This window comes from Erythrobacter sp. NFXS35 (assembly GCF_040148725.1).
GTDB lineage: Bacteria > Pseudomonadota > Alphaproteobacteria > Sphingomonadales > Sphingomonadaceae > Erythrobacter.
The window spans coordinates 266,770-290,315 of the sequence record NZ_JAGDEB010000002.1 but is presented as its reverse complement, the minus strand read 5'-3'; the positions used below and the strand labels follow the sequence as shown (position 1 = coordinate 290,315).

Below are 23,546 nucleotides of genomic sequence, written 5' to 3'. Positions count from 1 at the left end.
TAATGAACGAAGTTTGGTGGATTCTCGTCGCGGCGAATATCGCCTTCGTCGGTACGCATTTCGCGATGTCGCATCCCTTGCGTGCGCCGATGGTCAAGGCCTTGGGCGCGGGCGGGTTTCAGGCGGCTTACATCGTCGTCAGCTTCGTCACACTGGCATGGGTCTATTTCGCCTTTGTCGCCGCGCCGCCTGCCGACTTGCCGGGTTCGGGTGAGGTTGGCTGGATTGCCGCGACCATCATCACACTCCCCGCCATGATCCTGCTGGCGGGATCGTTCATCGGCAACCCCGCGCTGCCCACGCCCATGGCCGAGGCGCAGGCACGTGCCGACCCCGGCGGCGTGTTCCGTGTCACCCGTCACCCGATGATGTGGGGGATCGGATTGTGGGCGCTTTCGCACATGGTGCTGTTCTGGAGCATCCGCACGATGGTCACCGCGCTGGCGATGGGCATTCTTGCGCTGGTCGGCGCGAAGTTTCAGGACGCCAAAAAGAAAGCGCTAATGGGCGATGCCTGGGCGCAATGGGAGAGCAAGACCAGCTACTGGCCGCGGCTTGGCCAGTTCCCCAGCGTCGGGGCGGTGCCGCTGTTGGCGGGCACGGCGCTGTGGCTGGCGGGAAGCTGGGTGCACCTGTGGCGCGCGGGAATCCCGGCGGGGGTGTTCCGGTGGATCGGGTAACTACTCGCCTCTGAACACCGCAGCGCGTTTCTCGATCAGGGCGGCCACGCCTTCGGCATGATCGGCGGTGGTGTGCATCATCGCCTGCGTGTTCGCCGCCAGTTCGAGCGCGCTGTCGTAGCTTACCTGCTGCCCCTGCCGCAGCAACATCTTGCTCTGCCTGAGGGCGTGCGGCGGCATCGCGGCGATCTTGGCGGCCAGCGCGCGGGCTTCGTCCATCAGTGTCTCGGCAGGCACCACCCGGCTGACAAGGCCCCACTCATGCGCGGTGGCAGCGTCGATCACGTCGCCAGTGTAGAACAATTCCGCCGCACGGCTCATCCCGATCACGCGTGGCAGTATCCACGTCCCACCATCACCGGGGATGATGCCGAGCTTGAGAAACGTGACCCCGAATTTGGCCGCTTCGCTGGCGATGCGGATATCGGCGAGACAGGCGACATCGCAACCCAATCCGATCGCAGGGCCGTTGACCGCCGCAATTACCGGTACGCGCAACCCGTGAAGCGCACGCAGCATCAGGTGGATATTGTCGCGGTACCCGTCGGAAATGGCGGGCGCGGTGCCGCCGAAGGTGCCGGTCTTGCCTTGCATCGCCTTGATATCGCCGCCCGCGCTGAACGCCCGGCCCGCACCGGTCAAAATCACCACCCGGCACTCCATGTCACGGTTGATCGCATCGGCGACGCCGACAAACGCATCTCCGTCGCCCGGTGCGCCGAGCGGGTTCATTGTCTCACCCCGGTCGAGCGTGAGGATGGTGACGGCGCCTTCGCGGGCGATGCGGATCAGGGATTGAGGGGGGCTGCTGGGCATTGGAGGGGGCCTTGCACAAAGTCGACATACAGTTCAGCGTAGGTATAGGCGGAGGACAGCAGGGAGGGAACAAAGGATTATCATGCCGAACCTTGCACTTATCACTATCTCCCACCCCATGCTGAGCGCCGCGCTGGTGGTGTCCGGCCCGGCCGAGCCGCAGAAGGCTCCCGCGCTCGCCCCGCTGACATGGTCGCTGCAGGCGGCACAAGGCAATGCTCCGCCTGAAGGCAATCTGCCACTGGACGAGGAGCAGATGCCGCCTGATGAGGCCAACGAAATCGTGGTCGAAGGTGCCTATGGCCCGCCCGAAGGTGATCCGGCGGAAAAGCTCAACGCCGAAAGCTATCGGATTACGCAGGCGGTCGATGAGGCGCTGATCGAGCCGGTCGCTTATGCCTATCGCGACGGCTTGCCCGAGCCTTTGCGCGATGGCCTCGGCAATGTCGTGCGCAATCTCGGCGAGCCGAGCAATGCGCTCAATTTCCTGCTGCAAGGCAAAGTCGGAAAGGCGTTCGGCGCTCTGGGACGGCTCGCGATCAATTCGACGCTGGGGCTGGGCGGGCTGATCGACATCGCGGGCAAGCCTGGCATCGGCATTCCCTATCGCCGCAACGGCTTTGCCAACACGATGGGGTTTTATGGCGTGGAGTCCGGGCCGTATCTCTACTTGCCGGTGACCGGTGCGACCAGCTTGCGCGATATCATCGGCAGCACGCTCGATCAGGCGCTGCTGCCGTTTGCCGTGGGCAAGCCGTTCAACCAGCCGGAATATGCAGTGACCTATTTCGTGGTGAACGGGCTTGACCAGCGGCTCGAGGTCGATGCCGAACTGGCCGAAATCCGCGCTTCGGACGATCCCTATGCCGAGCGGCGCGACACCTATCTGGCCAAACGCGAACGCGAGATCGCTGCGCTCAAAGGCGAAGCCATCGAGGATGAGGCGCAGCCGGAACCGGCCGCCCCGCAGGCCAGTACCCCGGATCAGCCGCCGCTATCGCTGATAGAGCAGGTGCAGCTGACCGCGCGGAGCAGCCCTGCGACACGTTGATGGGGGATAGGCCCCGCGCCCCTCCTGCTTCAATCCGACTGGCTCGTCCCAGAGCGTGGCCCCTGATCGAGCCAGCGTCCGAAGTTACGCGCCGTCACCGGCCAGTCTTCGGGCCATTCGGGCTGGTCGCTCTCCGCAAACCCGCGCTGTTCGGCCCACGCACGCGGCCAATCCATGGCGATATCGTCATCATCAATGCGCAGATCCTTGATCAGGTCGTCATCGGGGTGAGGCGTCAGCCCGGGGCTGACATAGAAAGTCGCCTGCCCCCAAAGAAATTGCGCCGCCTGCGGCGAGCAGTCGTCCGCCATCATTGTGAGGAACTCCGCCTCTGTAGGGTTTGGGCGCCGCGCCGCCACCTCGGCGTGCGCCCGCCGGATACCCCAGAAGCCGAAACCCATCCAGATCGCCAAGGCGAAAGCGGCAAATGCTGTCACAGAGACCCATTCGGGGAGGCCGAGGAGGTTGCCCATCGGTTGGTCCGCCACCCGATAGGTTCAGGCGCGCGCCTCTTCTTCGATTCCGGCGCTGTTGTGCTTCAGCGCCTTTAGCACCGTCTCGACGATGTGCGGGGCGTTGAGGCGGGCCTCGTCATACTGCTTTGCCGGATCGTCGTGATCGATGAAGCTATCGGGCAGGCGCATGGTGCGCACCTTCAGGCCCCCGTTTCCGCTGTCGGCGTCGGTCAGCCCTTCGTCGCTGGCATAGGTGAGCACGTGCGCGCCCAGACCGCCGATCGCGCCTTCCTCGATCGTGACGACCACCTCGTGCGTGCGCATCAGGCGGGCGATCAGGTCCTCGTCCAGCGGCTTGGCAAAGCGCATGTCGGCAACCGTGGTGGAAAGCCCCTTGGCCTCCAGCATGTCGGCGGCCTTCAGCGCCTCGGGCAAGCGTGCGCCGAGTGACAGGATCGCAACCTTGGTGCCTTCACGCACCAGCCGTCCCTTGCCGATTTCCAGCTTCTGCGGAACGTCCGGCAGCGCCACTCCGGTGCCGCTACCGCGTGGGTAGCGGAAGGCAATCGGGCCGTCGTCATACTCGGCGGCGGTGTAGGTCATGTGGACCAGCTCCGCTTCGTCGGCGGCGGCCATCACCACCATGTTCGGCAGAGTGGCGAGATAGGTGACGTCGAAACTGCCGGCATGGGTCGCCCCATCGGCGCCGACCAGACCCGCGCGGTCGATGGCGAAGCGCACGGGCAGGTTCTGGATGCACACGTCATGCACTACCTGATCATAGGCGCGCTGCAGGAAGGTGGAATAGATCGCCGCAAAAGGCCGCATCCCTTCCGCCGCCATCCCCGCGGCAAAAGTCACCGCGTGCTGTTCGGCAATGCCGACATCGAAGGTGCGGGTCGGGTGCGCCTTGGCGAACTTGTCGACCCCGGTGCCCGACGGCATGGCCGCGGTGATCGCGCAGATGCGGCTATCGGTTTCGGCCAGCTTCGCCAGCGTCAGGCCGAACACGTCTTGATAGGCGGGTGGGCCGGCCGCCGCCTTTTTCTTCTCGCCGGTGATAACATCGAACTTGGGCACGCCGTGGTATTTGTCGGCGCTGTTCTCGGCAGGCGCGTAGCCCTTGCCCTTTTCGGTGACGACGTGGATCAACACCGGCCCTTCGGACGTGTCGCGCACATTTTCCAGCACGGGGAGCAGGTGATCGAGATTGTGCCCGTCGATCGGGCCGACATAGTAGAAGCCCAGTTCCTCGAACAGGGTCCCGCCGGTCACCATGCCGCGGGTGAATTCTTCCGCCTTACCGACTGCATCATGCATCCGGCGGCTCATCTTCTGGATCACGCGGCTGGCGAGGCTGCGGATGCCAAGATATTCGCTGGAGGACACCATCCGCGCGAGATAGGCGGACAGCCCGCCCACCGGCGGCGCAATCGACATATCGTTATCGTTGAGGATCACCACCAGCCGATTGCCCGCCTGCGCCGCGTTGTTCATCGCCTCATAGGCCATCCCGGCGCTCATCGAACCATCGCCGATAACTGCGATTCCGCGCCCCGGTTGGCCTTTCAGCTTGTTGGCGATGGCAAAGCCCAGGGCCGCGCTGATCGAGGTCGAGGAGTGCGCCGCACCGAACGGGTCGTATTCGCTCTCCGAACGCTTGGTGAAGCCTGACAGGCCGCCGCCCTGCCGCAGCGTCCGGATCCGGTCGCGCCGCCCGGTGATGATCTTGTGCGGATAGCACTGGTGGCCCACGTCCCACACCAGCTTGTCGTCGGGCGTGTTGAAGACATAGTGGATGGCGACGGTCAGCTCGACCACGCCCAAGCCGGAGCCGAGATGTCCGCCCGAAGTGCTGACCGCGTCGATCATTTCGGAGCGGAGTTCATCGGCAAGCTGGCGGAGCTGTTCGGGCTTGAGGCGGCGCAGGTCGTCGGGAGTGTCAACCTGATCGAGCAGGGGTGTGTAAGGCGATTGTGTCATAGGGCTTAGCTTTACACATTGGGAACCAACCTGTCGATGCAGGGTTGATCACGCTCAAACTTCGCGGCGCTTCACGTGCAGCTCCTGCACAAACCGCGAATCTCCAACACCGGACGCTCCGCCTTGAACTGACGTGCCGCGGCAATCGCCCGCACTGATCGACTCACGTCCTCGTCATCGATATGGGCGGCCTCGCCGCATTCGTCGCACACCAGAAATATGCAGTCATGCGCGCAGCCGGGGTGCGTGTTGGCGAGGTAGGCGTTGGCGCTTTCCACCCGCAGCGCGAGGTTGTTCGCCACGAACACATCGAGAATGCGGTAGACCGAATTGGGCGCGACCCGCTTGCCCCGCGCCGCCGAAAGATTGTCGGCGATGTCGTATGCCGACACCGGGCGTTCGTGCTGCGCCAGCTCGGCGAACACCGATTCGCGCATTGCCGTCCATTGCTCGCCCGCAGTCGTCAGCGCGCGGGCGGCGGCGGCGACCAGGCTTTCACCCGCGTGTTCGTGGTGCGCGTGGCTGTGCGGAAGATCGTTTGCTGGCTGGCCCATACCGCAGAATATAGGCGCTGTTTCATCGTTTAGCCAAGCGGTTCGCGTGCTCAGCCAGCGTCCCGCAGGAAGGTGGCGCGGTAGTGGGCCGGAAACAGCGCCTTCAAGGCATCGACCTTGGGCTTGTCCCAGCGCATGATATAGCCATGGCGCGGGTTTTTCGCCATGAAATCCTGATGATAGCTCTCTGCCGGGTAGAACGCCTTGTAGGGTTCGATGGCGGTGACCAGCGGCTTGGACCACAGGCCTGCCTTGCCGAGCTGGGCGAGATAGGCGCGGGCCACCGCCGCCTGTTCCTTGCTCGTCGGCACCAGGGCGCTGCGATAATGCGCGCCGACGTCCGGTCCCTGCCGGTTCTTCAGCGTCGGGTCGGCCACCACGGAAAAGTAGATGCGCAGCAATTCGTCATAGCGCACCACTGACGGATCATAGGTGACCTTCACCGCTTCGGCATGATCGGTGACGCCGCTGGTGATGATATTGTACTTGGCGCTGGCCGCGTTACCGCCGTGGAAGCCCGACACTGCGGATTTCACGCCTTTTACGTGGCTGAACACGCCTTCCACGCCCCAGAAACAGCCGCCCGCGAAGATCGCGGTCTTGAGGCCTCCGGAACCTTCCTTGGCAATGCGAGCCGAGGCGGGGGCGTTCACCGGCTCCTCGGCAGCGATCGCCGGTCCGGCGCAGGCCGACAGGGCGAGCGATCCGGCCAGCAGCAGGGCGGAAATCTTGTTCATCAAAGTGGCTGTTCCGGTGCAATGACAAATTCGGCGGTCGGCTCCAGCGCCTCGGGCATCGTCGCGGCCTGTGCAGGCGAGGACAGCTCGCCGCCCCAGCTTTCGGCGTTGGCCCCGGCGATCAGCAGCGCGCCGATCGCGAATCCGATCGAGAAATTGCGGAGAAGTTCGGGAGAGAAAAGGCGCATGGGCTTGCTCGCGATTCGTGTTTCCGTTCGTCCTGCCTCTTGTGGAGGACGCCGACTTGCACCGGCCTGAACGCCGCAGTCAGCCACCATTAGGGCAAGGAGACGATTTAGTTACGAGGCGAAGAGCAAAAAGTTGCGCCAGAGCCGTCAGCTGGCGCGGGTGAACCACCAACAATCGAGCAACTGTGTCAGCAAAACGGCCCAAAGGGCCGCAAGGCCGGAGCCGAAGTCGAAGACGCAGGCGTGCGAAGCACACCTGTACGGCCGCCCGCAGGTGCTCGCGCGCAGCGCGAAACAGCACCGAGGACGAAGGCGCGGAGGCGCCTTCGAAACCCAAGTCAGTGCCGGAAATGCCGCATCCCGGTGAACACCATTGCAAGGTCCGCAGCGTCGGCGGCGGCGATCACTTCATCGTCACGGATCGAACCGCCCGGCTGGATCACGGCGGTCGCGCCCGCTTCGGCGGCGGAGATCAACCCGTCGGCAAAGGGGAAGAACGCGTCCGAGGCAACCGCGCTGCCATGCGTGCGCGGGGCGTCCCAGCCATGAGTCTCGGCGGCTTCTTTCGCCTTGATCGCAGCGATGCGCGCCGAATCGCGCCGGTTCATCTGGCCTGCGCCGATACCGGCGGTTGCGCCGTCCTTGGCATAGACGATGGCGTTCGACTTGACGTGGCGCGCTACTGTCCAAGCGAACAGACAGTCCTTCAATTCCTGCTCTGTGGGCGCGCGCTTGGTGACGACCTTGAGATCGTCACGCGTGACCGCGCCTGCATCGCGCGACTGGAGCAACAGGCCGCCAGCGATCGTCTTCATCGCCAGACCTGCACGGCGCGGATCGGGCAGCGCGCCGGATTCGAGCAGGCGCAGGTTTTTCTTCCTGCCGAAGATCTCGCGTGCCTCGGCACTGATCGAGGGAGCGATCACAACCTCGGTGAAGATCCCTGCAATCGCCTCGGCAGTGGCGCCGTCGAGTTCGCAATTAACCGCGACGATCCCTCCGAATGCCGAAACGCTATCGCACGCCAGCGCCGCTTCCCATGCTTCGAGCAGACTTCCAGCCTGTGCCACGCCGCAGGGGTTGGCGTGCTTGACGATCACCACCGCAGGTTCTTGGCCTGCAAATTCCGCCGCCAGTTCCAGTGCGGCATCGGCATCGTTGAGATTATTGTAGCTCAGTTCCTTGCCCTGCAGCTGCGCAGCCTGCGGTACCCCCCGCGCGCCGATCGCTTGCGGGACATAGATCGCCGCGTTCTGGTGCGGGTTTTCGCCGTAACGCAGTGTGTCGGCGCGCTTGAACGCCATCGGCAGGGTTTCGGGGAATAGGGTGGGTTCATCGCTCGCGGTCGGCGAGAACGCGAACCAGCTGGCAATCGCCGCGTCATAGGTGGCGGTGCGGGCATAGGCCTTGCCGGCCATCCGCGTGCGGAACGCCTGCGAGGTCGCGCCGTCATGCGCATCCAGTTCCTGCAGCAGCGCCGGATAATCCGCCGGATCGGTCAGGATCGTCACAAAGCCGTGGTTCTTGGCTGCCGAACGCACCATCGAAGGCCCGCCGATGTCGATATTTTCGATCACCTCGGCGCGGTCGGCCCCCTTCGCCACCGTCGCTTCGAACGGGTAGAGATTGACCACCACCAGATCGATTGCGCCGATATCATGCGCTTCCATCGCCGCCACATGCTCGGGATTGTCTCGCAGCGCCAGCAGCCCGCCATGCACCTTGGGGTGGAGCGTCTTGACCCGCCCGTCCATCATCTCGGGAAAGCCGGTGAGGTCGGACACGTCGCGCACCTCCAGCCCAGCTTCGCGCAATGCCTTGGCGGTGCCCCCGGTGCTGACCAGTTCGACACCGCGCGCGGCGAGCGATGCGCCCAGATCAGCCAAACCGGTCTTGTCGGACACTGACAGCAGCGCCCGGGTGATTGCCTTGTCGCTCATTGCGAGGAACCTCTATCCTGTCTTTCTCAGCAGCCAGGAGAATTGCCCCCCGGCGCGCAATGCCAGTCCTTCGATCACCAGTTGCTCGGTTGCGTGCGGGCGGCCTTCACCGTCGACCCACAAGCTGTCCTCGGCAGACAAGGTGACTTCATCCGCGCCCGCCCTATCGCCGCGCAGGCGGAATTGCCAGAGCCGACCGTCGGGCAGCAGCAGGCTTGCGCCGCGTTTGTCGCCCGAAAGCTGCACCTCGACCCCGCGCCCCAGATGGAAGCGGATTGCAAAGCCGATCTTGCCGCGCTTGCCCTTCTTCGAGGTGGGCACCAGGATGTCCTCGCCCGCCAATTCGGTGCCGTCGCCGCTCAAGGTAAGGACGCGCTGATGAGTCAGGCCGAAGCGCTGGGCATAGCCATCATGCGCCGCCTCGATCCGCGTCGCATCGCGGCCGCGTGCAGCCACCATGCGGCGTTCGATCTCGACCGTTTCGACCCCTTTGCCGAGCTGGCCGTGGAGCATGACGGCGGTGGAATTGGCGTTGTCGAGCACCAGCGTCGAGAACGCCGCCGTGGCGCGCAGGCCCTGTCCGACACGCGCCGGCAGCTGCCCGCCGGTGAGGCCTGCGCCGCCGCAATTGACGATGACCCGCGCCGGACCGTCGGAAAGTTCGAACGCCAAAGTCGACGCGCAGCCGATCCGGGCATGGCGCGCGCGCGGCGGCGGAGCTGTGTCGAACTGCACCAGCGTGTCACCTGCCCGAATCCGCTGGTAGCCCCAGCCCTGCACTGCGCCAAGCGGTCGGGTGCGTACGCCCGATGCCTCGATCACTGCTGCCACCCGCTCGGCAGGAAGTGCGCCTTGGCCCTGCCAGTTGCCAAGCGCCCCATCGCCATGCCGCAGCGCCAGCAGCGGCGGCACCAGCAGTTCGCGCATCACGGGAAGCGCCGGAGGAGCAGGTGTGCCGACCGCATCGTAGCAGGCGATGAGATCGGTCAGCAGTCCGATCGCGTCCAATTGGGCGGCAGGGCAGCGTGACAGCACGCCGCCATCTTCGCCCACCATGTCGCCGAGCGCGCGGACCAGCCCTGCCTCGCCATACAGGCGGCGCGGTTTGCCGTTCGGCAGCAGCAGCCCGGCGGCGACTATGCCGGCCCAACCGGCGACTTGCCCCAGGCCGGCCCCTTCGCGTACCGCCCTGCGATCGAGCCAGCCTGCGGTTTCGGCGATCGCGGCAAGCAGCCGCGCCTTCAGCCCCTTGCCCTGTTCGGCGCCCTGCCCTGTCAGAACCAGCGGTGCATGCACCAGCCATGCTACCAGCCGCAGCCCGGCATGTTCGACGTCCCATGCGGGGCCTTTGCCCGGCTCGGGATGGGCGTGCAGCCACATCGTCGTGATTCGCTCGGCCACCGGAATGCAGTCGGCGCGCGGCGCGCTGGCAGCAAGGTCCGCGAGCCACGAGAACGAGTGCAGCACCCGCTCGACCACGGGGGCAGGCCGAGCCGACCCGGCGAAATCGAGGCTCGTAATCGGCAGGCGCGCGCCGTGGACGAGAAAATGCCCGGCACGCAGGGCGGTGCCCGCTGCCCGGTCGCCGCGATTGGGGCTTTCGACCGTCGCCAACACGCGCAGCGGTTGCGGACGGCGGAACGGCGCGGCAAGCGCATGGCCCGGCACCCCCAGCCGATAAGCCATCCGGATCAACGCCTCGCCCGGCCCCGCGGGCGCGGCAATTACATCGCTCAGCGCCAGCGCACGGCTCGGTTCCTCGGGCTTCGGGGCAAGCGGCGCATTGGTAACAGCGACATTTGGTTCGGCCCCATCAGCCAGCGCCAGCATCGGCCCGTCGCCCACCCGCTCCACCAGCGCATCGGCCCTGCGGCCAGCCGGGGTGCGCAGCAGGGTCGCCATCAGGCTTGACCCTTCAGGGCGGCGATATTGGCTGCGTATCGTTCAGGCCCGCCCTTGAAGGTGGCGGAACCCGCCACCAGGACATCGGCCCCCGCCTCCACACACAAGCGAGCCGTTTCGGCATTCACCCCGCCATCCACCTCAAGACGGATGTCCCGTCCGGTCCGGTCGATCATGGCACGGATGCGCGCGACCTTGTCGAGCTGCGAAGGGATGAAGCTTTGACCACCGAAGCCGGGATTGACACTCATCACCAGGATCAGGTCGACCATGTCCATGAGATTGTCGAGCACCTCGATCGGCGTGCCCGGATTGATCACCGCGCCCGCTTTCTTGCCGAGCGCGCGGATCGCCTGCAGCGTGCGGTGGATATGCGGCCCGGCTTCTGGGTGGACGGTAATGATATCGGCGCCGGCCGCAGCGAAGGCTTCGAGGTAGGAATCGACCGGGGAAATCATCAGGTGGACGTCGAACGGCTTGGCGCTATGCGGGCGCAGGGCCTTGATCACGTCCGGCCCCATGGTGATGTTGGGCACGAAATGCCCGTCCATCACGTCGATATGGATCCAGTCCGCGCCCGCCGCATCGATGGCGCGCACTTCCTCACCCAGCCGGGCGAAATCGGCAGAAAGGATCGAAGGCGAAATCAGCGGCGCGGGCATGGTGTGGCGCAAGGCCCCTTATGAAGCTGCATGATCGGCAATACGGGAGGCGCGAATCGGGCGACAAGCACCTGGCGCAGCGTTTTCCACTGTGGCGGGGCCGAAATCGGGCTAAACTGCGCCTTATTTACATGATTAAGCGCAAATTCAGCCCGAGCCTGTCATTGCGGTCCTTCAACTGCGGCACGCCATGCGTCGCAACCGGACCGATCCGGCATCTCTCCCTCTCCTTCCAACCACCAGGAACTTCGCCGATGACCTTCGACGCACCTGCCCGCCTGTCGCTTGCTGCGGTGCTTGCCGCGGTGCCCGCCGCTGCCGGGTTGGGCGCGCTCGGCCTGGCCGCGCCGGTTGCGGCGCAAACGCTGGGCGTGAAGATCGACAATGACATGAGCCGCTGCGCACCGGGTAAGGGGCCGGCGGTTCGGCTAGAGATCAGCGGGCTGAAATCGTCGAGCGGAAATCTGTTCGTGCGCACCTATCGCGCGCGGGAGAGCGATTGGCTCAAGAGCCGCCGCTATCTCCACCGGATCGACACCACGCCGCGCAAGGGCAATACAACGGTGTGTGTGCCGCTGCCTTCGGCAGGCGATTACGCCATCGTTGTCCAGCATGATGCCAATGGCAACCGCGACAAGGACTTCTCCACCGACGGCGCGGGCATGTCCAACAACCCGGCAATCAAGACCTTTCTCGGCATTCCCCGGCCGCCGGGGCTCGACAAGACGCGATTCCGCGCAGGTGACGGCGTGACCCGGATCGCGATTCAGGTGAAGTATCAGAGCTGATCGGTCATCACGCGCCGCGCCGGTGACGCCATAGCGCCCACATCACCTGCGGCGCCGCCAGCAGCGGGAAACGCTCGCGGAACGGGGTGACCGCGACCGGCATTCCGGTGTGCCGCTCGATCTTCCACGCGGCATAGCGCGCCGCCCCCTCGAACGTGGTGCTGGCCTTGACCAGCCGCAGCAGATTGAGCGGTTTGCCCATCCGGCGGCGGCGGTTCCACCACGACAGGGTTGTGCGACGCTCAGACCGGGAAATTTGCGGGCTGAGGTGTTCGCCATCCTGTCCGGGTGCAATCCCGGTGGCCGCTAGCGCCAGCGGTAACAACCCGGCGAAATGCGCGGCGTTGACGGAAAGGATGTCATTCTCCCGCCCGCTTTTTTCGACCCGGAATTCGGCCTTGTAGGTCGCGCGGAACAGTGCGCGCCAGTAATCCTCCGCAGTACCGCGCGCCGGCCCGAGCGCCGCTGCCAGCCGCGCTGCCGTGATGCACGCCGATCCGATTGCGGCGATCACCGCACCGCGCGCGCCCCTGTCGGCTGTCCACACCAGCGCGCTCGGCTGCACGAACCGCGCCCAGATCGTTGTGTCGGTAAGGTCACCCGCAGCTGCGCGGGCAAAGGTGGCAAGCCGCATGGTCGCGACCTTGGCGCGCAGCATCGTGCCGCCATGCGCGGCCTCGTGATAGCTGACCCTCGGCCAGATCGCGGCCTCCCGATCGCCGGGGAGCAGGATGTAGAAATCGAGCACGCCGTCGAGCGAGCCGGTGCGCAGATTGGAACCGTAGAACAACACCGCCCGCGCGCCCACCGCCGCGCCCAACACGCCGGCGAATTCGGCTACCGCAGGATCGACCGGTGCTGCAAGTTGGGCGTCGATCCGCGCGGATAGAGGGGCGGCCGGCCCTCTGCCTCCGCCGCTCATGGGCTGACGAAGGCGAGCTCCGGCCCCAGATCGACCCGGTAGTCGCCCGCCGGGAAGGCCTCGCCATCGAGAATGAACTGATCGTCGATAGACAGCGTGAAATGGCTCGCGGCGAGTTGGTGAATGCCGCGCTCCCGCAGATTTTTTGGCCCACTGCCAAGCAGCACAAGCGGGATGAGCGCGGTCGTACGGCGGGAGATCTGGTCGACCGCAACCAGCTTCAGCCCGCTGCGCAGCACCCCGAACGGGCGAATGCCGGCCGGCATGCGTTCCAGCGTCGAAGCGAACAGGACCTGCCGCATCTCGGGATCGCCGCGCCCGCTATGCGCCATCGGCACATCACCCGCACCCAACCCGATCCGCATCCGCGCACCCCGCCGCCAGTGGTTGGAGCGACCGGCGAACAAAGATTGCGTCAGCGCCCACAGCCCGGTGACAGCCACCGCGAGACTGTTGAAAGCGCCCAGCTTGTGCGCGCCTTGCCCCGCTCTGGTCGCGGTGGTGAACGCACCGGCACCCAGAATAAAGCCCGAGACGCCTGCAAGGCTGCTGCCGGGATTGCTATCGTCCTGCGGCGTAACCTCCATCGGTCGACGTCTCACGCGCCCGCCATGATCCAGCGCATGGATCGCATCCTGCAGCGTCCAGGCATCGGGAATGCCGAGGTCGACAGTCAGCGCGTTGGTCTTGCCCTTCGGCAAAACGGCGATCGCCGGCCAATCGTCTCCGAAGATCGGTCGCCCGCAGGTCAGGACGTCGCGCACGGTGCCATCACCGCCATTGATGACCAGCAGATCGATCCCGCGCGCCGCCAGTTCGGCCAGCGCGGCGGGCAGCTGCGCGCGCGCGCCGGGCTGTGCGATGTGGACATGGGGCGAAAGGCCGCAGTCGAAATCGGCCCCGAGATTGCGGTGGCTGCGCGGATTGTAGATCACACCGACCACTGGCGGTTGATCGCTTGCGCCGCGACGACCGGCACGGCCCCGGCCTGTCTCCGAAGCATCGCCCCTGCTTGTCTGCGCAAATTCGTAAATCGGCGTGGCCATTGCGATCCTATAGTTACCCACACGCCAACTTTCCACAGTCATATTTCGCAATGCTGTAACATCCGCTTTGGGACACCCGCGTTTTCGACCAGGCGGGTGCTGCGGAGGATGAACAGGCGCAGCGCAGCAACGCTTCCGGCGGTTTGACCCGGGGTGGCTGCAAAAATGACAGTTGCAAATTGACTTGCGTGATCGCTCACATTGACATCAATTGGCAATCGGACCGCGGCAGAATGGCGTTCCTGACACGCGGCAAGCAATCAGAGGCAGGAGGCGGCGGCGCGAGGCATCACCATCGAGGACGTGGCGAAGGCTGCCGCAGTGTCGCGGCAGACGGTGTCGCGTGTGATCAATTACAGCCCGCGGGTCAGTGCCGAAGCCAAGGAGCGGGTAGAGCAGGCGATCGCACAGCTCGGCTACGTTCCCAGCCTCGCCGCGCGCAGCATGGCCGGGGGCGGCAGCCGTATCCTGCTGGCCGTCTTTGCAGGCCCGGCGCCCGGTGAAAACCCAGCGTTGCCGCTGGATCAGCTGCTGCTGTCCGGTACGGCGGCGTGCGGCGCGCGCGGCTATCGCCTGCTGTTCGAGCCGACCGCGCCGGATATCGCCCCCGCCGAAGCCGCGGCCCAGCTTGCCGCCACGCTTGGCGCGGTGCAGCCGGACGGGGCGATCCTGCTTCCCCCATTGGACGGCGTCGCCGAACTGCGCGCCGTGCTTGAAATGCCGCGCCGTATCGCCCGCGAAACTTTACGCAGCGACGTTGAAGCCCCAGTCAATCCCGGAGAGGCGGCCGCCGAGACATTGCTCGGCCTCGGCCACCGGCAGGTGGGATTTATCACCGGACCGGGCGACCCGGATCGCTCCAGACATTGGCTGGGCGGATATCGCCGGGCACTGGCGCAGAAAGGCAGCCGCGCTCACCGGTATTTCGTTGCTGACAACCGGCCCGATCTCACAGCGGTGCTCGACCTTGCGCATTCCTGGTTGATGCCGACCATCCGCCCGACAGCGATCATTACCGAATGTGCCGATGCGGCGCTGGCGGTTCTGTATATTGCAGGCACGCTTAAACTGAGGGTGCCGCGCGACCTTTCGTTGATTACGCTTGAGGATCACCCGGCGCTGATCCGGAGTCAGCCGCCGATTGCCGCGTTGCACGAACCCACGGCAACGCAGTTTGTAGCCGCGTGCGAGCGCCTGATCGCCGCGCGGGGAGCCGGGACCGCGCATTCCGCTGCGCCCAGGACCCCGCCCGGCCTCGCGCTGATCGAACGATCCAGCCTCGCACGCGCCCCGCGCACGATATGAGGAACCAACCCGCCCCCTCCCTGCCTGAAATTTGCCAAAAATCTGCCCTGTCAGGAAACGGCATGCGCGGCGTCTTGCGGCGCGGCACTGCGGAGTACTTCGCCCAAAGCGATCCTGCCGGCCTGCGCGGCGAAATCGAACGAACAGCGCGCGCTCGGCTCGCCCCCGCAGAACTGCCATAGCAAGGCGCGCCGACGCGGCCAGCGCAGCCCCGGCGCATCGGGCGTGAAGACCAAGCGGGCAAATTGCCCGTGCTGCGCCCACTCCGCCGCAACAGATCTGCGTGCAGTATCTGCGTTCAGTCCGGGCAGCGGTCCGAACACGCGTTCGCAGGCCGCGATGGTGAAGTTCACCGGCCCTTCCAATCCCTGCTGCCGCACCAGCGCGGCAAAATCCCTCCGGCTATCCGACGACAGTCGCAATGCGCCCGCCGCGAAATCGAAAGCGTAACGGGCCGAAGGCTTGCGATGGAAAAGCTCCTTGCAGAAGTTGAGCGCCGAAATCAGCAATGCATGCTGAAGCGAGGGCACCGGGATTGCGGTTTCTCCCAATTGCTGGATTTCGGCTGCCTCGATGAAAGCTGCGGGATCGCGCGGCGATGGGCAGCCGGGCTGCTGCAGCCGGTGATGCAGATCGACGACCCCGCCGCCGGGATAGTCGCAATGAACCTCGCCGAGCGAGAACTTCCACCACTGCGAATTGCCGTGGCGTGTCCGGAATCCAACCGACTCGAGCGCAGAGAGTGCTTTTTCGAACAGCGGTTGCGGCACCAGAAGATCGAGATCGTTCGAGCTTCGGACGAACCAATCGCCGTAAAGTTGGCTCTGATGGAATGGCCCCTTGAAGGCGATCGCGGGGATGTGGTGCTGTTCGAGGCAGGGCAGGGCCACCCGCGCAAGGCCCATGGCGCGTCCATTGACCAGCATCGCCTGCGCCCGCGCCGTCCGTGCGCGCTCTGTCACGAAAGGCGGCGCAGGCACTTGCGCGCGCGCAAAACCCGCCTCGCATGCAGCCCAAAGGCGCGCATTATCGACCAGCGCTGCAAAGACCTCAGGCGACCCCACACGCTCGACCGCTTCGGCGAGGCCGTAGGAATCTCCGGTCAGCGCACAGCGGCACAGGGCGACTAACGCAGGCAACTCGCCGTTGCCGCCAAGCGTTTGGGTCTGCCCGACGCAGGCGCGATGCTGCGCTGCATCACTGTTTGTATCCTGTGTAAGTGCAGTCATGATTCCCCGAAGTCAGAAGGTGGCAGTCGCTGGACTCGTAAGTCTGCGATAGGGACAAAGAGGGGAATTTAAACAACGTATTTTATCATTATAGCCCTAGCTATAGCGTGGAATTCGTTTTGCTTTCCCAAATTGTTCGTAAAATGGCGATGCACAATTAACAGTCGTGTATTTGGGCGTCGCTGCACATCGAAAAGGAGAACATGCATGACCTCAAGATCCTATTCCACCCCGCTTCTGGAAGAGCTCGGAACCTTCGAGCGACTCACCCAGGCGGCTGGCTGCCCCGACAATCTGGACGCAACGTTTCCGGCCGATACGCCGTTTGGCGATCTGACCTGCGCAGCGGACGGACTGTCCTGATCCGACGGCGACGGGGAGCGCGGCTGACCCCACGTTTTGCGGGCAATCCGCTATGCGTCACCGTGTTTCCTGTCGCTCCTTTCGTGGCGGCCCTGTTTCCATAGGGGGAGATACGCATGGCCAAAGTTGATCCGGCAACGATGATCGCTGCCGACGAAGAAGTGGTGGGCTGCCAGTTGGGCGAAGGCTCGGCGCTGCTGAACCTAAAGTCGAACATCTATTACAGCCTCAACGAAGTGGGCGCCTTCGCCTGGCAAGAAATGTCCCGCCCCGTAAGCTTTGAACAATTGTGCTGCCGGACCGAAGCAGAATTCGACGCCCCTTCGGCGCGGGTGCGCGGGGATCTTGCCGATCTTGTCTGCCAGATGGACGCGGCGGGACTGGTTAAATGCTTCCACGCATGAACGACAGGCCGGTCGCGCCATCGGCACCCGCTGTCGCTGCCGGACGCCGCCCTGCGCTACGCGGGCTGCGCGCTGCGGCGTTCGATGCCCGTTGCCTTGCGGTGCTGGCGATCATGCGCATAGCGCTCAGTACGATCGGCTATACCGCAATCCGCCGCAAAATGCCGCGCGCCGAAGCGCGCACCGATTCGCAGTTCTGGGCGCGTCAGGTCGCCCGGCGGATCGAGCGACTGGCGCGGTTCGTGCCGGGTGCGACCTGTCTCACGCAGGCGCTCGCCCTGCAGTTCGTGCTGGCGCGCACGGGCCATGCCAGCCTCCTCCAGATCGGAGTGCGCAAGGGCGCTGACGAGGCGTTTTCAGCCCATGCTTGGGTGACCTGCAACGATCGGGTGGTGCTGGGCCAGCGCGGCACACAGCTCGCCGATTTCACGCGCATCGCCGAGCTTGGCTGATGGCGGTACGATCGATTTCCGGACTGGTCGGGGACATCGCCCCGCACAGCTTCCCGCAATGCGGGGCAGTGCATTCCGATAAGCGCGGATCAGGGCCCGGGTCAGCACAGGTTTTGGGCACCACCAGCGAATGGACAGGAGCGGGCGCGGCGCTGGCCAGCCGCGGCGGCGCGGCGGTTGAGATCGCCCCGGGCCTCGCCATCGTGGCCGATGCGCGGCTCGACAATGCTGCCGATCTGGGCCGCGAACTGGGTGTGGCGCCGGATATCTCCACCGAAATGCTAATCGCGGCCGCCTATCGGCGCTGGGGTGAGGATTGCCCATCCCATCTGGAAGGTGACTTCGCCTTCGCCATATGGGACGCGGACGAACACCGCCTGCTCTGCGCCCGTGATCCATTTGGCATCCGCCCGCTTTACTATACGCATAGCTGCGGCAGCCTTCGGTTTTCCCAATCGCCCGGCGATCTAGTGCGGGCGGCCGGCGGGGCACCGGGCTTACGCGATGCAGCGATTGCCGATTATCTCTATGGCCGGGTGATCGAGGCTGAGGGGACATTCTTCGACGGCGTGAGGCGGCTTCCGGCCGGCCATGTGCTGGTGCTGCGTGCGGGCGAACGGGCGCTGCGCCGCTATTTCGATCTTACCCCGGCAGTTCCCGATGGCAGGGATGTCCACGATCAATTCCGCTTCCTGCTCGACGAGGCGGTCCGCAAGCGCGCGACCGGAACCGGGCAGGTCGGTGCGCTGCTGAGCGGCGGGCTCGATTCCTCTGCCATCGCCTGCCTGCTGCGCGATCAGCAGCAGGCCGAGGGGGCGGCAATGTCCCGGTGTTCTCGATGGTTTTCCACGAACCCGAGCGCAGCAACGAGCGGCCTTTCGTCGACCACGTGATCGCCACCGGCGGATTTGCTTCGCGCGTGCTCGAACTCGACGGCTACCGCCCGCTGGCCGATCTCGAAGCGCTGCTGGAAGATTGCGACGGGCCGACCCACGCTCCCAATCTGGCATGCATGCGCCGTGCGGTCGGCGCGGCGAAGGAAAGCGGCATCGGCGTGCTGCTCGACGGGCATGGCGGTGACGAGGTGGTAAGTCACGGATATGGCCTGCTGGGTGAACTGGCGGCGCGCGGAAGTTGGCTGAGCCTTTGGCGCGAAGCACGCGCGGCCGCCGACAATTATGGGCGTTCGAGCCTGGTGCTGACCCGCCGGGTCGCCGCGCGCCAGAACAGGGTGGATGCGCAGATCCTTGCCCGGCTGCTGGCCCCGCTCGACCGTACGACAAGCAGAACCGACGGCGACCCCGCGCATTTGCTGTCCCGCGACCTGATCGATCGCAGCGGGTTCAAGGAGCGGCTGCGCAGCTTCGCTAAGCCCGAAGCGGCGGTTGGCGAACAGCAGCAGCATCACGCGGTGCTCACCAGCGCGCTGCAGCCCTATGCCTTCGAAGTCCATGCCGCCTTTTATCGCAGCATGGGGGTGGAGGCGCGCTATCCCTTCTGGGACCGCCGCCTGGTCGAATTTTGTCTCGGTCTGCCCGCGCACGAGAAACTGTCCGGCGGCTGGTCGCGGCTGGTGCTGCGCCGGGCGATGGCCGGGATCGTGCCCGCACCGGTACTGGCGCGGCGCGACAAGCTCGATTTTACTGTCCATCTGGCCCGCGGGCTGGCGGTTCACCACCGCGACCGGATCCATGCGCTGTTCGCTGACGATCCCGGCAACCGGCTGGCCGATTACTGCGATCTCGGCGCCGCCCGGTCGGCCTTTGCCGCGATCTGCGCCGATCCCGATGCCGCGCCGGGCAGGCAGGTGCAGATGGTATGGCGTGCAATCGCACTCGGCACGTGGCTGGCGATGCTTCGCGCAGCGGCCACGCAGTCGCAATCCCGTCCAGCGATCAGCGGAGTTGCTGCATGAATAACGCCACCCTTGCCGAGCCTGCCGCTATCGGCATTGTTCCGGCAACCCGCTACCGCGCTTTCGGGCTCGACATTGCGAGCGACGTCGAATTGCCCGAATTGGTGGAAGCCCAAGGCGCGCAGGCCGACGTGGAAATTCGGCTGGTCAATACCGGGCGCACCTTCCCTTCGCCCGAAGCCGAAGCCGAATTCCGGTTCGGCGACGACGAGTGCTTTCTCCTTTATCCTCAGATTGGGGCCTTTCGTGTGCTGCCGCCCGGCCTTATCGAGGTTGAACCGGTGCCCGGCGTCGACCCCGCGCTGCTGTGTTTCCCGTTGCTCGGCCCGGTCATCGCCCTGCTGTTGCAAGCGCGCGGGGCGTTTCTGCTGCATGGCAGTGCATTGAATGTGGGTGGCAGGGCGGTCTGCTTCCTCGGCGACAAGGGCGCGGGCAAATCGACCACGGCGGGCGCGTTCCTGCGGGCGGGGCATTCCCTGCTGACTGACGATATTGTCGCGATCGAGGGTCTCGAAGAAGGGGGCGGCAGCATCCTTCCCGCTTTTCCGCAGGTCAAACTGACGCGCGAGGCATCCATGAGCCTTGCCCTGCCCGAAGTGCGGGAGCGCCCGAAAGTGCCGATCGTGCTCTACAAGGAACGCTTTCTGCTGGGGCGGGGTTTCGCACAGGACAGGCTCCCGCCGGGATTGTTCCTGCTGCTGCGCCGTAGCGATCATCTCGGCATCCAGTGGCTCGACCCGAAGGAGCGGATGAAGGCATTCCTGCGCTTCTCCTACGGAACGCGGTTCGGGATGCGCGGCATCACTCCGGCCACCGCCGCCTGCCACGCGCGCCAATGCCCCGCATTGGCCCATCGCGCGCGGGCCGCGATCCTGTCTGTCCCGCACGACCTTGGCCGGCTGTCCGAAGTGGTTGCTCTTGTCGAGGCCGAGCTCAGCCGCTCCGATCCGGCCCCGTGACGAGCGCATCCGCACCAGCAAGCGGCGTACGCGGCTTTCTCGCGTTCCTCGTCAATCGCGGTCGGCACCGTTTCGCTTTCGCGCTCGGATTGCTGGTGCTGGGCGGGCTGACTGAAGGCGTTTCGATCCTGATGGTAATCCCGCTCCTGTCGATCATCGACGGAGAACGCGGTGGCAGTTTCATCTTGCCCGATTGGCTCCCCTTGGGCGGTGTCTCGATCAGTCTGGCGGCCGCTCTCGCCGCGCTCGTTGTCCTGATCGCGCTCCACGGGTTGTTCACCCGGGCCAAGAACATCTATCTGGCCGACCTGCTGTTCGATCTGCTCAACCAGATCAGGCTGGATCTGTTCGCCGCGATCGGTGCGCTGCGCTGGGAGCACATGGTGCGCCAGCGCCCGTCCGATCTCCACCACCTGCTGACCGGCGATGTCGAACGGGTCTATGCTGCGGCGATGGCGGTCATGATGCTGCTGCAGTCCGCGATCCTGCTGGCGGTCTACCTCGCTGTGGCATGGGTGATTTCACCGATGATGATGCTGCTGGCGAGCGGGCTAGGCCTCGCCATTCTCGCCATCCTTGCGCCGCTGCGCCGCCGGGCGACCCGGTTCGGAATGGAGCGGACGCAGAACAAGCGCGATCAATACCGGACGGTCTCGGAATATCTGAGCGGGCTTAAGACCGCGAAAATCCACAATGCCGAGGAGCCCTATCGCCATCGGCTCGCTGCCAATCTCGACAAGGTTCATGGCGAAGCGGTCGGCTATATGCGGCTGACGTCGCTTGGCACCATCGTTTCGCAGCTGGTCAGCGCGCTGGCGGTTGCGGTGCTGGTCTATACGGGCATCCGCGGTCTGGGTCTCGCTCTGCCGCAGCTGGTGGCGATGCTGGTGCTGCTGATGCGGATCGCGCCGCGCTTTACCGGGTTGCAGAACCACTTCCAGCAATTGCTGGCCAATGTCACCGTTTTTAATGACATCGAACGCTGCAAGGCCGAATGGGCCGATCAGGCTGAGCCGCCGCCCGCTCCCACCACCGCACTGCCGACATTGACCCTGGACCGCGCCATCGTGCTGGAACAGGTCAGCTTTGCCTATCAGGACGATGCGGATCGACCCGCTGTCGAGGAGGTCGATTGTACCATTCCCGCCGGCGCAATCACCGCGCTGATCGGCCCTTCGGGCAGCGGCAAAAGCACCATAGCCGACATCGTTTGCGGACTGTTATCCCCGTATGCCGGCAAGGTTACGATCGATGGCGTGCCGCTCACGGCCGAGACTGCGCGAGCTTGGCGTCAGCAGGTCGCATATGTCCCGCAGGACCCGTTCCTGCTCGACGAAAGCATCGCCGCCAACCTTCGCCTTGCGCGGCCACAGGCGAGCTTGCGCGAGATTGAGGATGCGCTGGAACGCGCGGGCGCGTTGGGGTTCGCATCCCGCCTGCCGCAGGGGATCGACACTCCGCTGGGGGATAATGGCGCGCAGCTTTCGGGCGGTCAGCGCCAACGCGTCGCGCTGGCCCGCGCATTGGTCATGAAGCCGCAAATGCTGGTGCTGGATGAGGCGACCAGCGCGCTCGACTGGGAAAGTCAGGCCGCTGTCGCCCGTTCGATCGCGGCGCTGAAGGGTCAGATTACAGTCCTTGCCATAGCGCACCGCCTGTCGATGGTGGCATCTGCCGACCACGTCATCGCGCTGAATTCGGGACGCGTGGTCGAAGTGGGCCGCTTTTCCGATCTCGCGGCAGGTGACGGCCCGCTGGCGCGGCTGGTGATGGCCGAACGCAACGTGGGGACACGCCAGCCTCTCCATTCCGCCCCGGAATCCTGATTTATGTAAGTGCCTTATGGCGCGCCTGCGACGAATCCCACATCGGAAAAAATAGAGAAAGGGGGGACAAATGCACCGACTGCGCCAGAAAAGGGGCTACGCAAGAGGAGGTGTCTTCTTCGCCGGGCTGCTGCTCGGGACGTGTTTTCATACAGCAGCGTATGCCCAAGGTGCACCGCCCACTCCCGGGCAGCGCGAACTCGACGATTACGAACCCGTCGGCGGACGCATAGGCAGCTTTCTGCTTTATCCGAGCGCCGAGGCGCGGATCGAATACGACGACAACATTCTTGCCCTGCCCGGTGGCGGCGAGGATGATGTCGAACTGACCCTCCGGGGCGCGGCGAGACTGGAATCCCAGTGGCAGCGCCACAGCCTCGAGGCCAACGCCTATATCCAGCAAAACTTCCATGCCCGACTGTCCAGCGAAGATGCGATGGAAGGCGGCGCCCGGATTGATGGCCGCCTCGACATCGATCGCGATACCTCCGCGCGGCTGGTTGCATCGATAGATTCCCTCGTGGAGAACCGCGCCAGCATCGCCATCGCGCGCGAAGCGCTCGAGCCCACACGCTTCCGGCGTGCCGATGCGCTTGCCAGCCTTTCGCACGATTTCGGCGCCCTCCAGATGACGGGCGATGCGCAGATCATACTTCTCGATTTTGACGATGTGCCTGCTCAGGGAGGAGGCGTGTTGGGACAGGATTTCCGGGACTCGGTCTATATGCGCGGCGCACTGACCGCTGCGGTGGAGATTTCGCCGCGCGTTTCGGGACTGCTGCGGGGACAGGTCGACCGGCTAACCTTCACCGCCGAGGAAGATCAGCCCGATCCGTTTGATCGGGACACGACGGGTTATACCCTGGAAGCCGGGGTCAGGCTCGAACTCGACAATCTGCTGTTCGGCGAGATCAGGGCAGGGGTGCTGCACCGCGAGGTCGACGATCCATCCGCCCAAGGCCTCACCGGCGTATCCTTCGGGGCCAATCTCACCTGGTCGGTGACGCCGCTCACCACGCTCCGCCTGTTTGCCGATCGGCAGGTGGAAGAAGGCGGCTCGCAGCTGGTCAGCGGCAATGTTCGCAGTCAGGCGCGGCTGGTGGCGGAACATGAACTGCTGCGCAATTTCGTGCTCGAAGGCGAGGCGTCGTTTGCCCAGATCGACACGATCGGTCAGGTCGACGTAAGCGCACAGGAATACAGCCTGATGGCGGAGGCCACCTGGCGGCTCAATCGCAACTTTCGCGTGTTCGCACGGGCGGATCGCTTCGAACGGTTCTCGGACGGGGATTTCTTCCGCGAGTTCACCCGCAACAGGCTGATGACAGGTGTCCGGGTGGTGTTCTAGTCCACCCGGCTGCCCGGTCGT

24 protein-coding genes are annotated in these 23,546 nt (G+C 65.2%); 12 read left to right on the top strand and 12 right to left on the bottom strand.

The genetic code is table 11. The features are described 5' to 3' along the window. Positions 1–2: 2 nt before the first annotated feature. A complete protein-coding gene (locus J3454_RS08885) occupies positions 3–680 on the top strand; it encodes an NnrU family protein (protein ID WP_349513411.1) in 678 nt (225 codons plus the stop codon). Here the strand turns inward: J3454_RS08885 and J3454_RS08880 are convergent, their stop codons facing one another. Continuing rightward, positions 681–1,496: a crotonase/enoyl-CoA hydratase family protein gene (locus tag J3454_RS08880; RefSeq protein WP_349513410.1), complete on the bottom strand. Its 816-nt coding sequence runs from the start codon at positions 1,494–1,496 to the stop codon at positions 681–683. 82 nt (positions 1,497–1,578) lie between these two features. Here J3454_RS08880 and J3454_RS08875 point away from each other — a divergent pair, with 82 nt between their 5' ends. Beyond that, positions 1,579–2,547 carry an MlaA family lipoprotein gene (locus J3454_RS08875; RefSeq protein ID WP_349513409.1) on the top strand — a complete coding sequence of 323 codons (969 nt, stop codon included), beginning with the start codon at positions 1,579–1,581 and terminating at the stop codon, positions 2,545–2,547. Between the two features lie 29 nt (positions 2,548–2,576). Here the strand turns inward: J3454_RS08875 and J3454_RS08870 are convergent, their stop codons facing one another. The 8 genes from J3454_RS08870 to rpe form a co-directional block, all read right to left on the bottom strand. Then, on the bottom strand, positions 2,577–3,020 hold the full coding sequence (locus tag J3454_RS08870) for a hypothetical protein (RefSeq protein WP_349513408.1): 444 nt from the start codon (positions 3,018–3,020) through the stop codon (positions 2,577–2,579). A gap of 24 nt (positions 3,021–3,044) precedes the next feature. Next, positions 3,045–4,985 (bottom strand): 1-deoxy-D-xylulose-5-phosphate synthase, encoded by a 1,941-nt coding sequence (gene dxs, locus J3454_RS08865; RefSeq protein ID WP_349513407.1) that lies wholly within the window; start codon positions 4,983–4,985, stop codon positions 3,045–3,047. Between the two features lie 71 nt (positions 4,986–5,056). Then, positions 5,057–5,539 carry a Fur family transcriptional regulator gene (locus tag J3454_RS08860; RefSeq protein WP_349513406.1) on the bottom strand — a complete coding sequence of 161 codons (483 nt, stop codon included), beginning with the start codon at positions 5,537–5,539 and terminating at the stop codon, positions 5,057–5,059. A gap of 50 nt (positions 5,540–5,589) precedes the next feature. Further along, a complete protein-coding gene (gene msrA / locus J3454_RS08855; protein WP_349513405.1) occupies positions 5,590–6,276 on the bottom strand; it encodes a peptide-methionine (S)-S-oxide reductase MsrA in 687 nt (228 codons plus the stop codon). Then, entirely contained in the window at positions 6,276–6,464 is a 189-nt protein-coding gene (locus tag J3454_RS08850) for a hypothetical protein (protein WP_349513404.1), read from the bottom strand. The genes msrA and J3454_RS08850 overlap by 1 nt, the downstream gene beginning before the upstream one ends. Before the next feature lie 338 nt (positions 6,465–6,802). Then, positions 6,803–8,404 carry a bifunctional phosphoribosylaminoimidazolecarboxamide formyltransferase/IMP cyclohydrolase gene (purH, locus tag J3454_RS08845; protein ID WP_349513403.1) on the bottom strand — a complete coding sequence of 534 codons (1,602 nt, stop codon included), beginning with the start codon at positions 8,402–8,404 and terminating at the stop codon, positions 6,803–6,805. Positions 8,405–8,416: 12 nt separating this feature from the next. Next, positions 8,417–10,306: a heparinase II/III family protein gene (locus J3454_RS08840; protein WP_349513402.1), complete on the bottom strand. Its 1,890-nt coding sequence runs from the start codon at positions 10,304–10,306 to the stop codon at positions 8,417–8,419. Next, entirely contained in the window at positions 10,306–10,968 is a 663-nt protein-coding gene (gene rpe / locus J3454_RS08835) for a ribulose-phosphate 3-epimerase (protein ID WP_349513401.1), read from the bottom strand. The genes J3454_RS08840 and rpe overlap by 1 nt, the downstream gene beginning before the upstream one ends. Before the next feature lie 20 nt (positions 10,969–10,988). Here rpe and J3454_RS08830 point away from each other — a divergent pair, with 20 nt between their 5' ends. Then, positions 10,989–11,756 (top strand): DUF2141 domain-containing protein, encoded by a 768-nt coding sequence (locus J3454_RS08830; RefSeq protein WP_349513400.1) that lies wholly within the window; start codon positions 10,989–10,991, stop codon positions 11,754–11,756. Between the two features lie 7 nt (positions 11,757–11,763). Here the strand turns inward: J3454_RS08830 and J3454_RS08825 are convergent, their stop codons facing one another. Together J3454_RS08825 and J3454_RS08820 are read right to left on the bottom strand one after the other, a co-directional pair. Then, the gene (locus J3454_RS08825) at positions 11,764–12,678 is read right to left on the bottom strand and encodes a hypothetical protein (protein WP_349513399.1); all 915 of its coding nucleotides are present in this window, start codon (positions 12,676–12,678) and stop codon (positions 11,764–11,766) included. Next, the gene (locus J3454_RS08820; protein WP_349513398.1) at positions 12,675–13,724 is read right to left on the bottom strand and encodes a diacylglycerol kinase family protein; all 1,050 of its coding nucleotides are present in this window, start codon (positions 13,722–13,724) and stop codon (positions 12,675–12,677) included. Before J3454_RS08820 ends, J3454_RS08825 begins: the two co-directional genes overlap by 4 nt. 303 nt (positions 13,725–14,027) lie before the next feature. On the opposite strand from J3454_RS08820, the gene J3454_RS08815 reads away from it, so the two are divergent. Continuing rightward, positions 14,028–15,029 (top strand): LacI family DNA-binding transcriptional regulator, encoded by a 1,002-nt coding sequence (locus J3454_RS08815; protein ID WP_349513397.1) that lies wholly within the window; start codon positions 14,028–14,030, stop codon positions 15,027–15,029. Between the two features lie 50 nt (positions 15,030–15,079). Here J3454_RS08815 and J3454_RS08810 read toward each other — a convergent pair whose 3' ends face one another. Next, positions 15,080–16,258: a nucleotidyltransferase family protein gene (locus J3454_RS08810; protein WP_349513396.1), complete on the bottom strand. Its 1,179-nt coding sequence runs from the start codon at positions 16,256–16,258 to the stop codon at positions 15,080–15,082. Positions 16,259–16,465: 207 nt separating this feature from the next. On the opposite strand from J3454_RS08810, the gene J3454_RS08805 reads away from it, so the two are divergent. From J3454_RS08805 to J3454_RS08770, 8 genes are all read left to right on the top strand, one after another. Beyond that, complete coding sequence (locus J3454_RS08805) at positions 16,466–16,621, top strand: lasso RiPP family leader peptide-containing protein (protein ID WP_349513395.1); 156 nt, start codon at positions 16,466–16,468, stop codon at positions 16,619–16,621. 116 nt (positions 16,622–16,737) lie between these two features. Next, positions 16,738–17,025, top strand: a complete 288-nt coding sequence (locus tag J3454_RS08800) for a PqqD family protein (protein WP_349513394.1) — start codon at positions 16,738–16,740, stop codon at positions 17,023–17,025. Continuing rightward, positions 17,022–17,477 (top strand): lasso peptide biosynthesis B2 protein, encoded by a 456-nt coding sequence (locus J3454_RS08795; RefSeq protein WP_349513393.1) that lies wholly within the window; start codon positions 17,022–17,024, stop codon positions 17,475–17,477. The genes J3454_RS08800 and J3454_RS08795 overlap by 4 nt, the downstream gene beginning before the upstream one ends. Continuing rightward, entirely contained in the window at positions 17,477–18,370 is an 894-nt protein-coding gene (locus tag J3454_RS08790) for an asparagine synthase-related protein (protein ID WP_349513392.1), read from the top strand. The genes J3454_RS08795 and J3454_RS08790 overlap by 1 nt, the downstream gene beginning before the upstream one ends. Beyond that, on the top strand, positions 18,316–19,392 hold the full coding sequence (locus J3454_RS08785; protein ID WP_349513919.1) for an asparagine synthase-related protein: 1,077 nt from the start codon (positions 18,316–18,318) through the stop codon (positions 19,390–19,392). Before J3454_RS08790 ends, J3454_RS08785 begins: the two co-directional genes overlap by 55 nt. Next, positions 19,389–20,351, top strand: coding sequence for a serine kinase (locus J3454_RS08780; protein ID WP_349513391.1), 963 nt, complete (start codon positions 19,389–19,391; stop codon positions 20,349–20,351). Before J3454_RS08785 ends, J3454_RS08780 begins: the two co-directional genes overlap by 4 nt. Further along, positions 20,348–22,177, top strand: a complete 1,830-nt coding sequence (locus J3454_RS08775) for an ABC transporter ATP-binding protein (protein ID WP_349513390.1) — start codon at positions 20,348–20,350, stop codon at positions 22,175–22,177. The genes J3454_RS08780 and J3454_RS08775 overlap by 4 nt, the downstream gene beginning before the upstream one ends. 70 nt (positions 22,178–22,247) lie before the next feature. Next, entirely contained in the window at positions 22,248–23,525 is a 1,278-nt protein-coding gene (locus J3454_RS08770) for an outer membrane beta-barrel protein (protein WP_349513389.1), read from the top strand. Positions 23,526–23,546: the final 21 nt, after the last annotated feature.

Excerpts from the sequence above, each read along its gene's own strand:
- J3454_RS08885 (WP_349513411.1), top strand. The coding sequence starts at position 3 with ATGAACGAAGTTTGGTGGATTCTCGTCGCGGCGAATATCGCCTTCGTC.
- J3454_RS08880 (WP_349513410.1), bottom strand. The coding sequence starts at position 1,496 with ATGCCCAGCAGCCCCCCTCAATCCCTGATCCGCATCGCCCGCGAAGGC.
- J3454_RS08875 (WP_349513409.1), top strand. The coding sequence starts at position 1,579 with ATGCCGAACCTTGCACTTATCACTATCTCCCACCCCATGCTGAGCGCC.
- J3454_RS08870 (WP_349513408.1), bottom strand. The coding sequence starts at position 3,020 with ATGGGCAACCTCCTCGGCCTCCCCGAATGGGTCTCTGTGACAGCATTT.
- dxs (WP_349513407.1), bottom strand. The coding sequence starts at position 4,985 with ATGACACAATCGCCTTACACACCCCTGCTCGATCAGGTTGACACTCCC.
- J3454_RS08860 (WP_349513406.1), bottom strand. The coding sequence starts at position 5,539 with ATGGGCCAGCCAGCAAACGATCTTCCGCACAGCCACGCGCACCACGAA.
- msrA (WP_349513405.1), bottom strand. The coding sequence starts at position 6,276 with ATGAACAAGATTTCCGCCCTGCTGCTGGCCGGATCGCTCGCCCTGTCG.
- J3454_RS08850 (WP_349513404.1), bottom strand. The coding sequence starts at position 6,464 with ATGCGCCTTTTCTCTCCCGAACTTCTCCGCAATTTCTCGATCGGATTC.
- purH (WP_349513403.1), bottom strand. The coding sequence starts at position 8,404 with ATGAGCGACAAGGCAATCACCCGGGCGCTGCTGTCAGTGTCCGACAAG.
- J3454_RS08840 (WP_349513402.1), bottom strand. The coding sequence starts at position 10,306 with ATGGCGACCCTGCTGCGCACCCCGGCTGGCCGCAGGGCCGATGCGCTG.
- rpe (WP_349513401.1), bottom strand. The coding sequence starts at position 10,968 with ATGCCCGCGCCGCTGATTTCGCCTTCGATCCTTTCTGCCGATTTCGCC.
- J3454_RS08830 (WP_349513400.1), top strand. The coding sequence starts at position 10,989 with ATGAAGCTGCATGATCGGCAATACGGGAGGCGCGAATCGGGCGACAAG.
- J3454_RS08825 (WP_349513399.1), bottom strand. The coding sequence starts at position 12,678 with ATGAGCGGCGGAGGCAGAGGGCCGGCCGCCCCTCTATCCGCGCGGATC.
- J3454_RS08820 (WP_349513398.1), bottom strand. The coding sequence starts at position 13,724 with ATGGCCACGCCGATTTACGAATTTGCGCAGACAAGCAGGGGCGATGCT.
- J3454_RS08810 (WP_349513396.1), bottom strand. The coding sequence starts at position 16,258 with ATGACTGCACTTACACAGGATACAAACAGTGATGCAGCGCAGCATCGC.
- J3454_RS08805 (WP_349513395.1), top strand. The coding sequence starts at position 16,466 with ATGACCTCAAGATCCTATTCCACCCCGCTTCTGGAAGAGCTCGGAACC.
- J3454_RS08800 (WP_349513394.1), top strand. The coding sequence starts at position 16,738 with ATGGCCAAAGTTGATCCGGCAACGATGATCGCTGCCGACGAAGAAGTG.
- J3454_RS08795 (WP_349513393.1), top strand. The coding sequence starts at position 17,022 with ATGAACGACAGGCCGGTCGCGCCATCGGCACCCGCTGTCGCTGCCGGA.
- J3454_RS08790 (WP_349513392.1), top strand. The coding sequence starts at position 17,477 with ATGGCGGTACGATCGATTTCCGGACTGGTCGGGGACATCGCCCCGCAC.
- J3454_RS08785 (WP_349513919.1), top strand. The coding sequence starts at position 18,316 with ATGGTTTTCCACGAACCCGAGCGCAGCAACGAGCGGCCTTTCGTCGAC.
- J3454_RS08780 (WP_349513391.1), top strand. The coding sequence starts at position 19,389 with ATGAATAACGCCACCCTTGCCGAGCCTGCCGCTATCGGCATTGTTCCG.
- J3454_RS08770 (WP_349513389.1), top strand. The coding sequence starts at position 22,248 with ATGCACCGACTGCGCCAGAAAAGGGGCTACGCAAGAGGAGGTGTCTTC.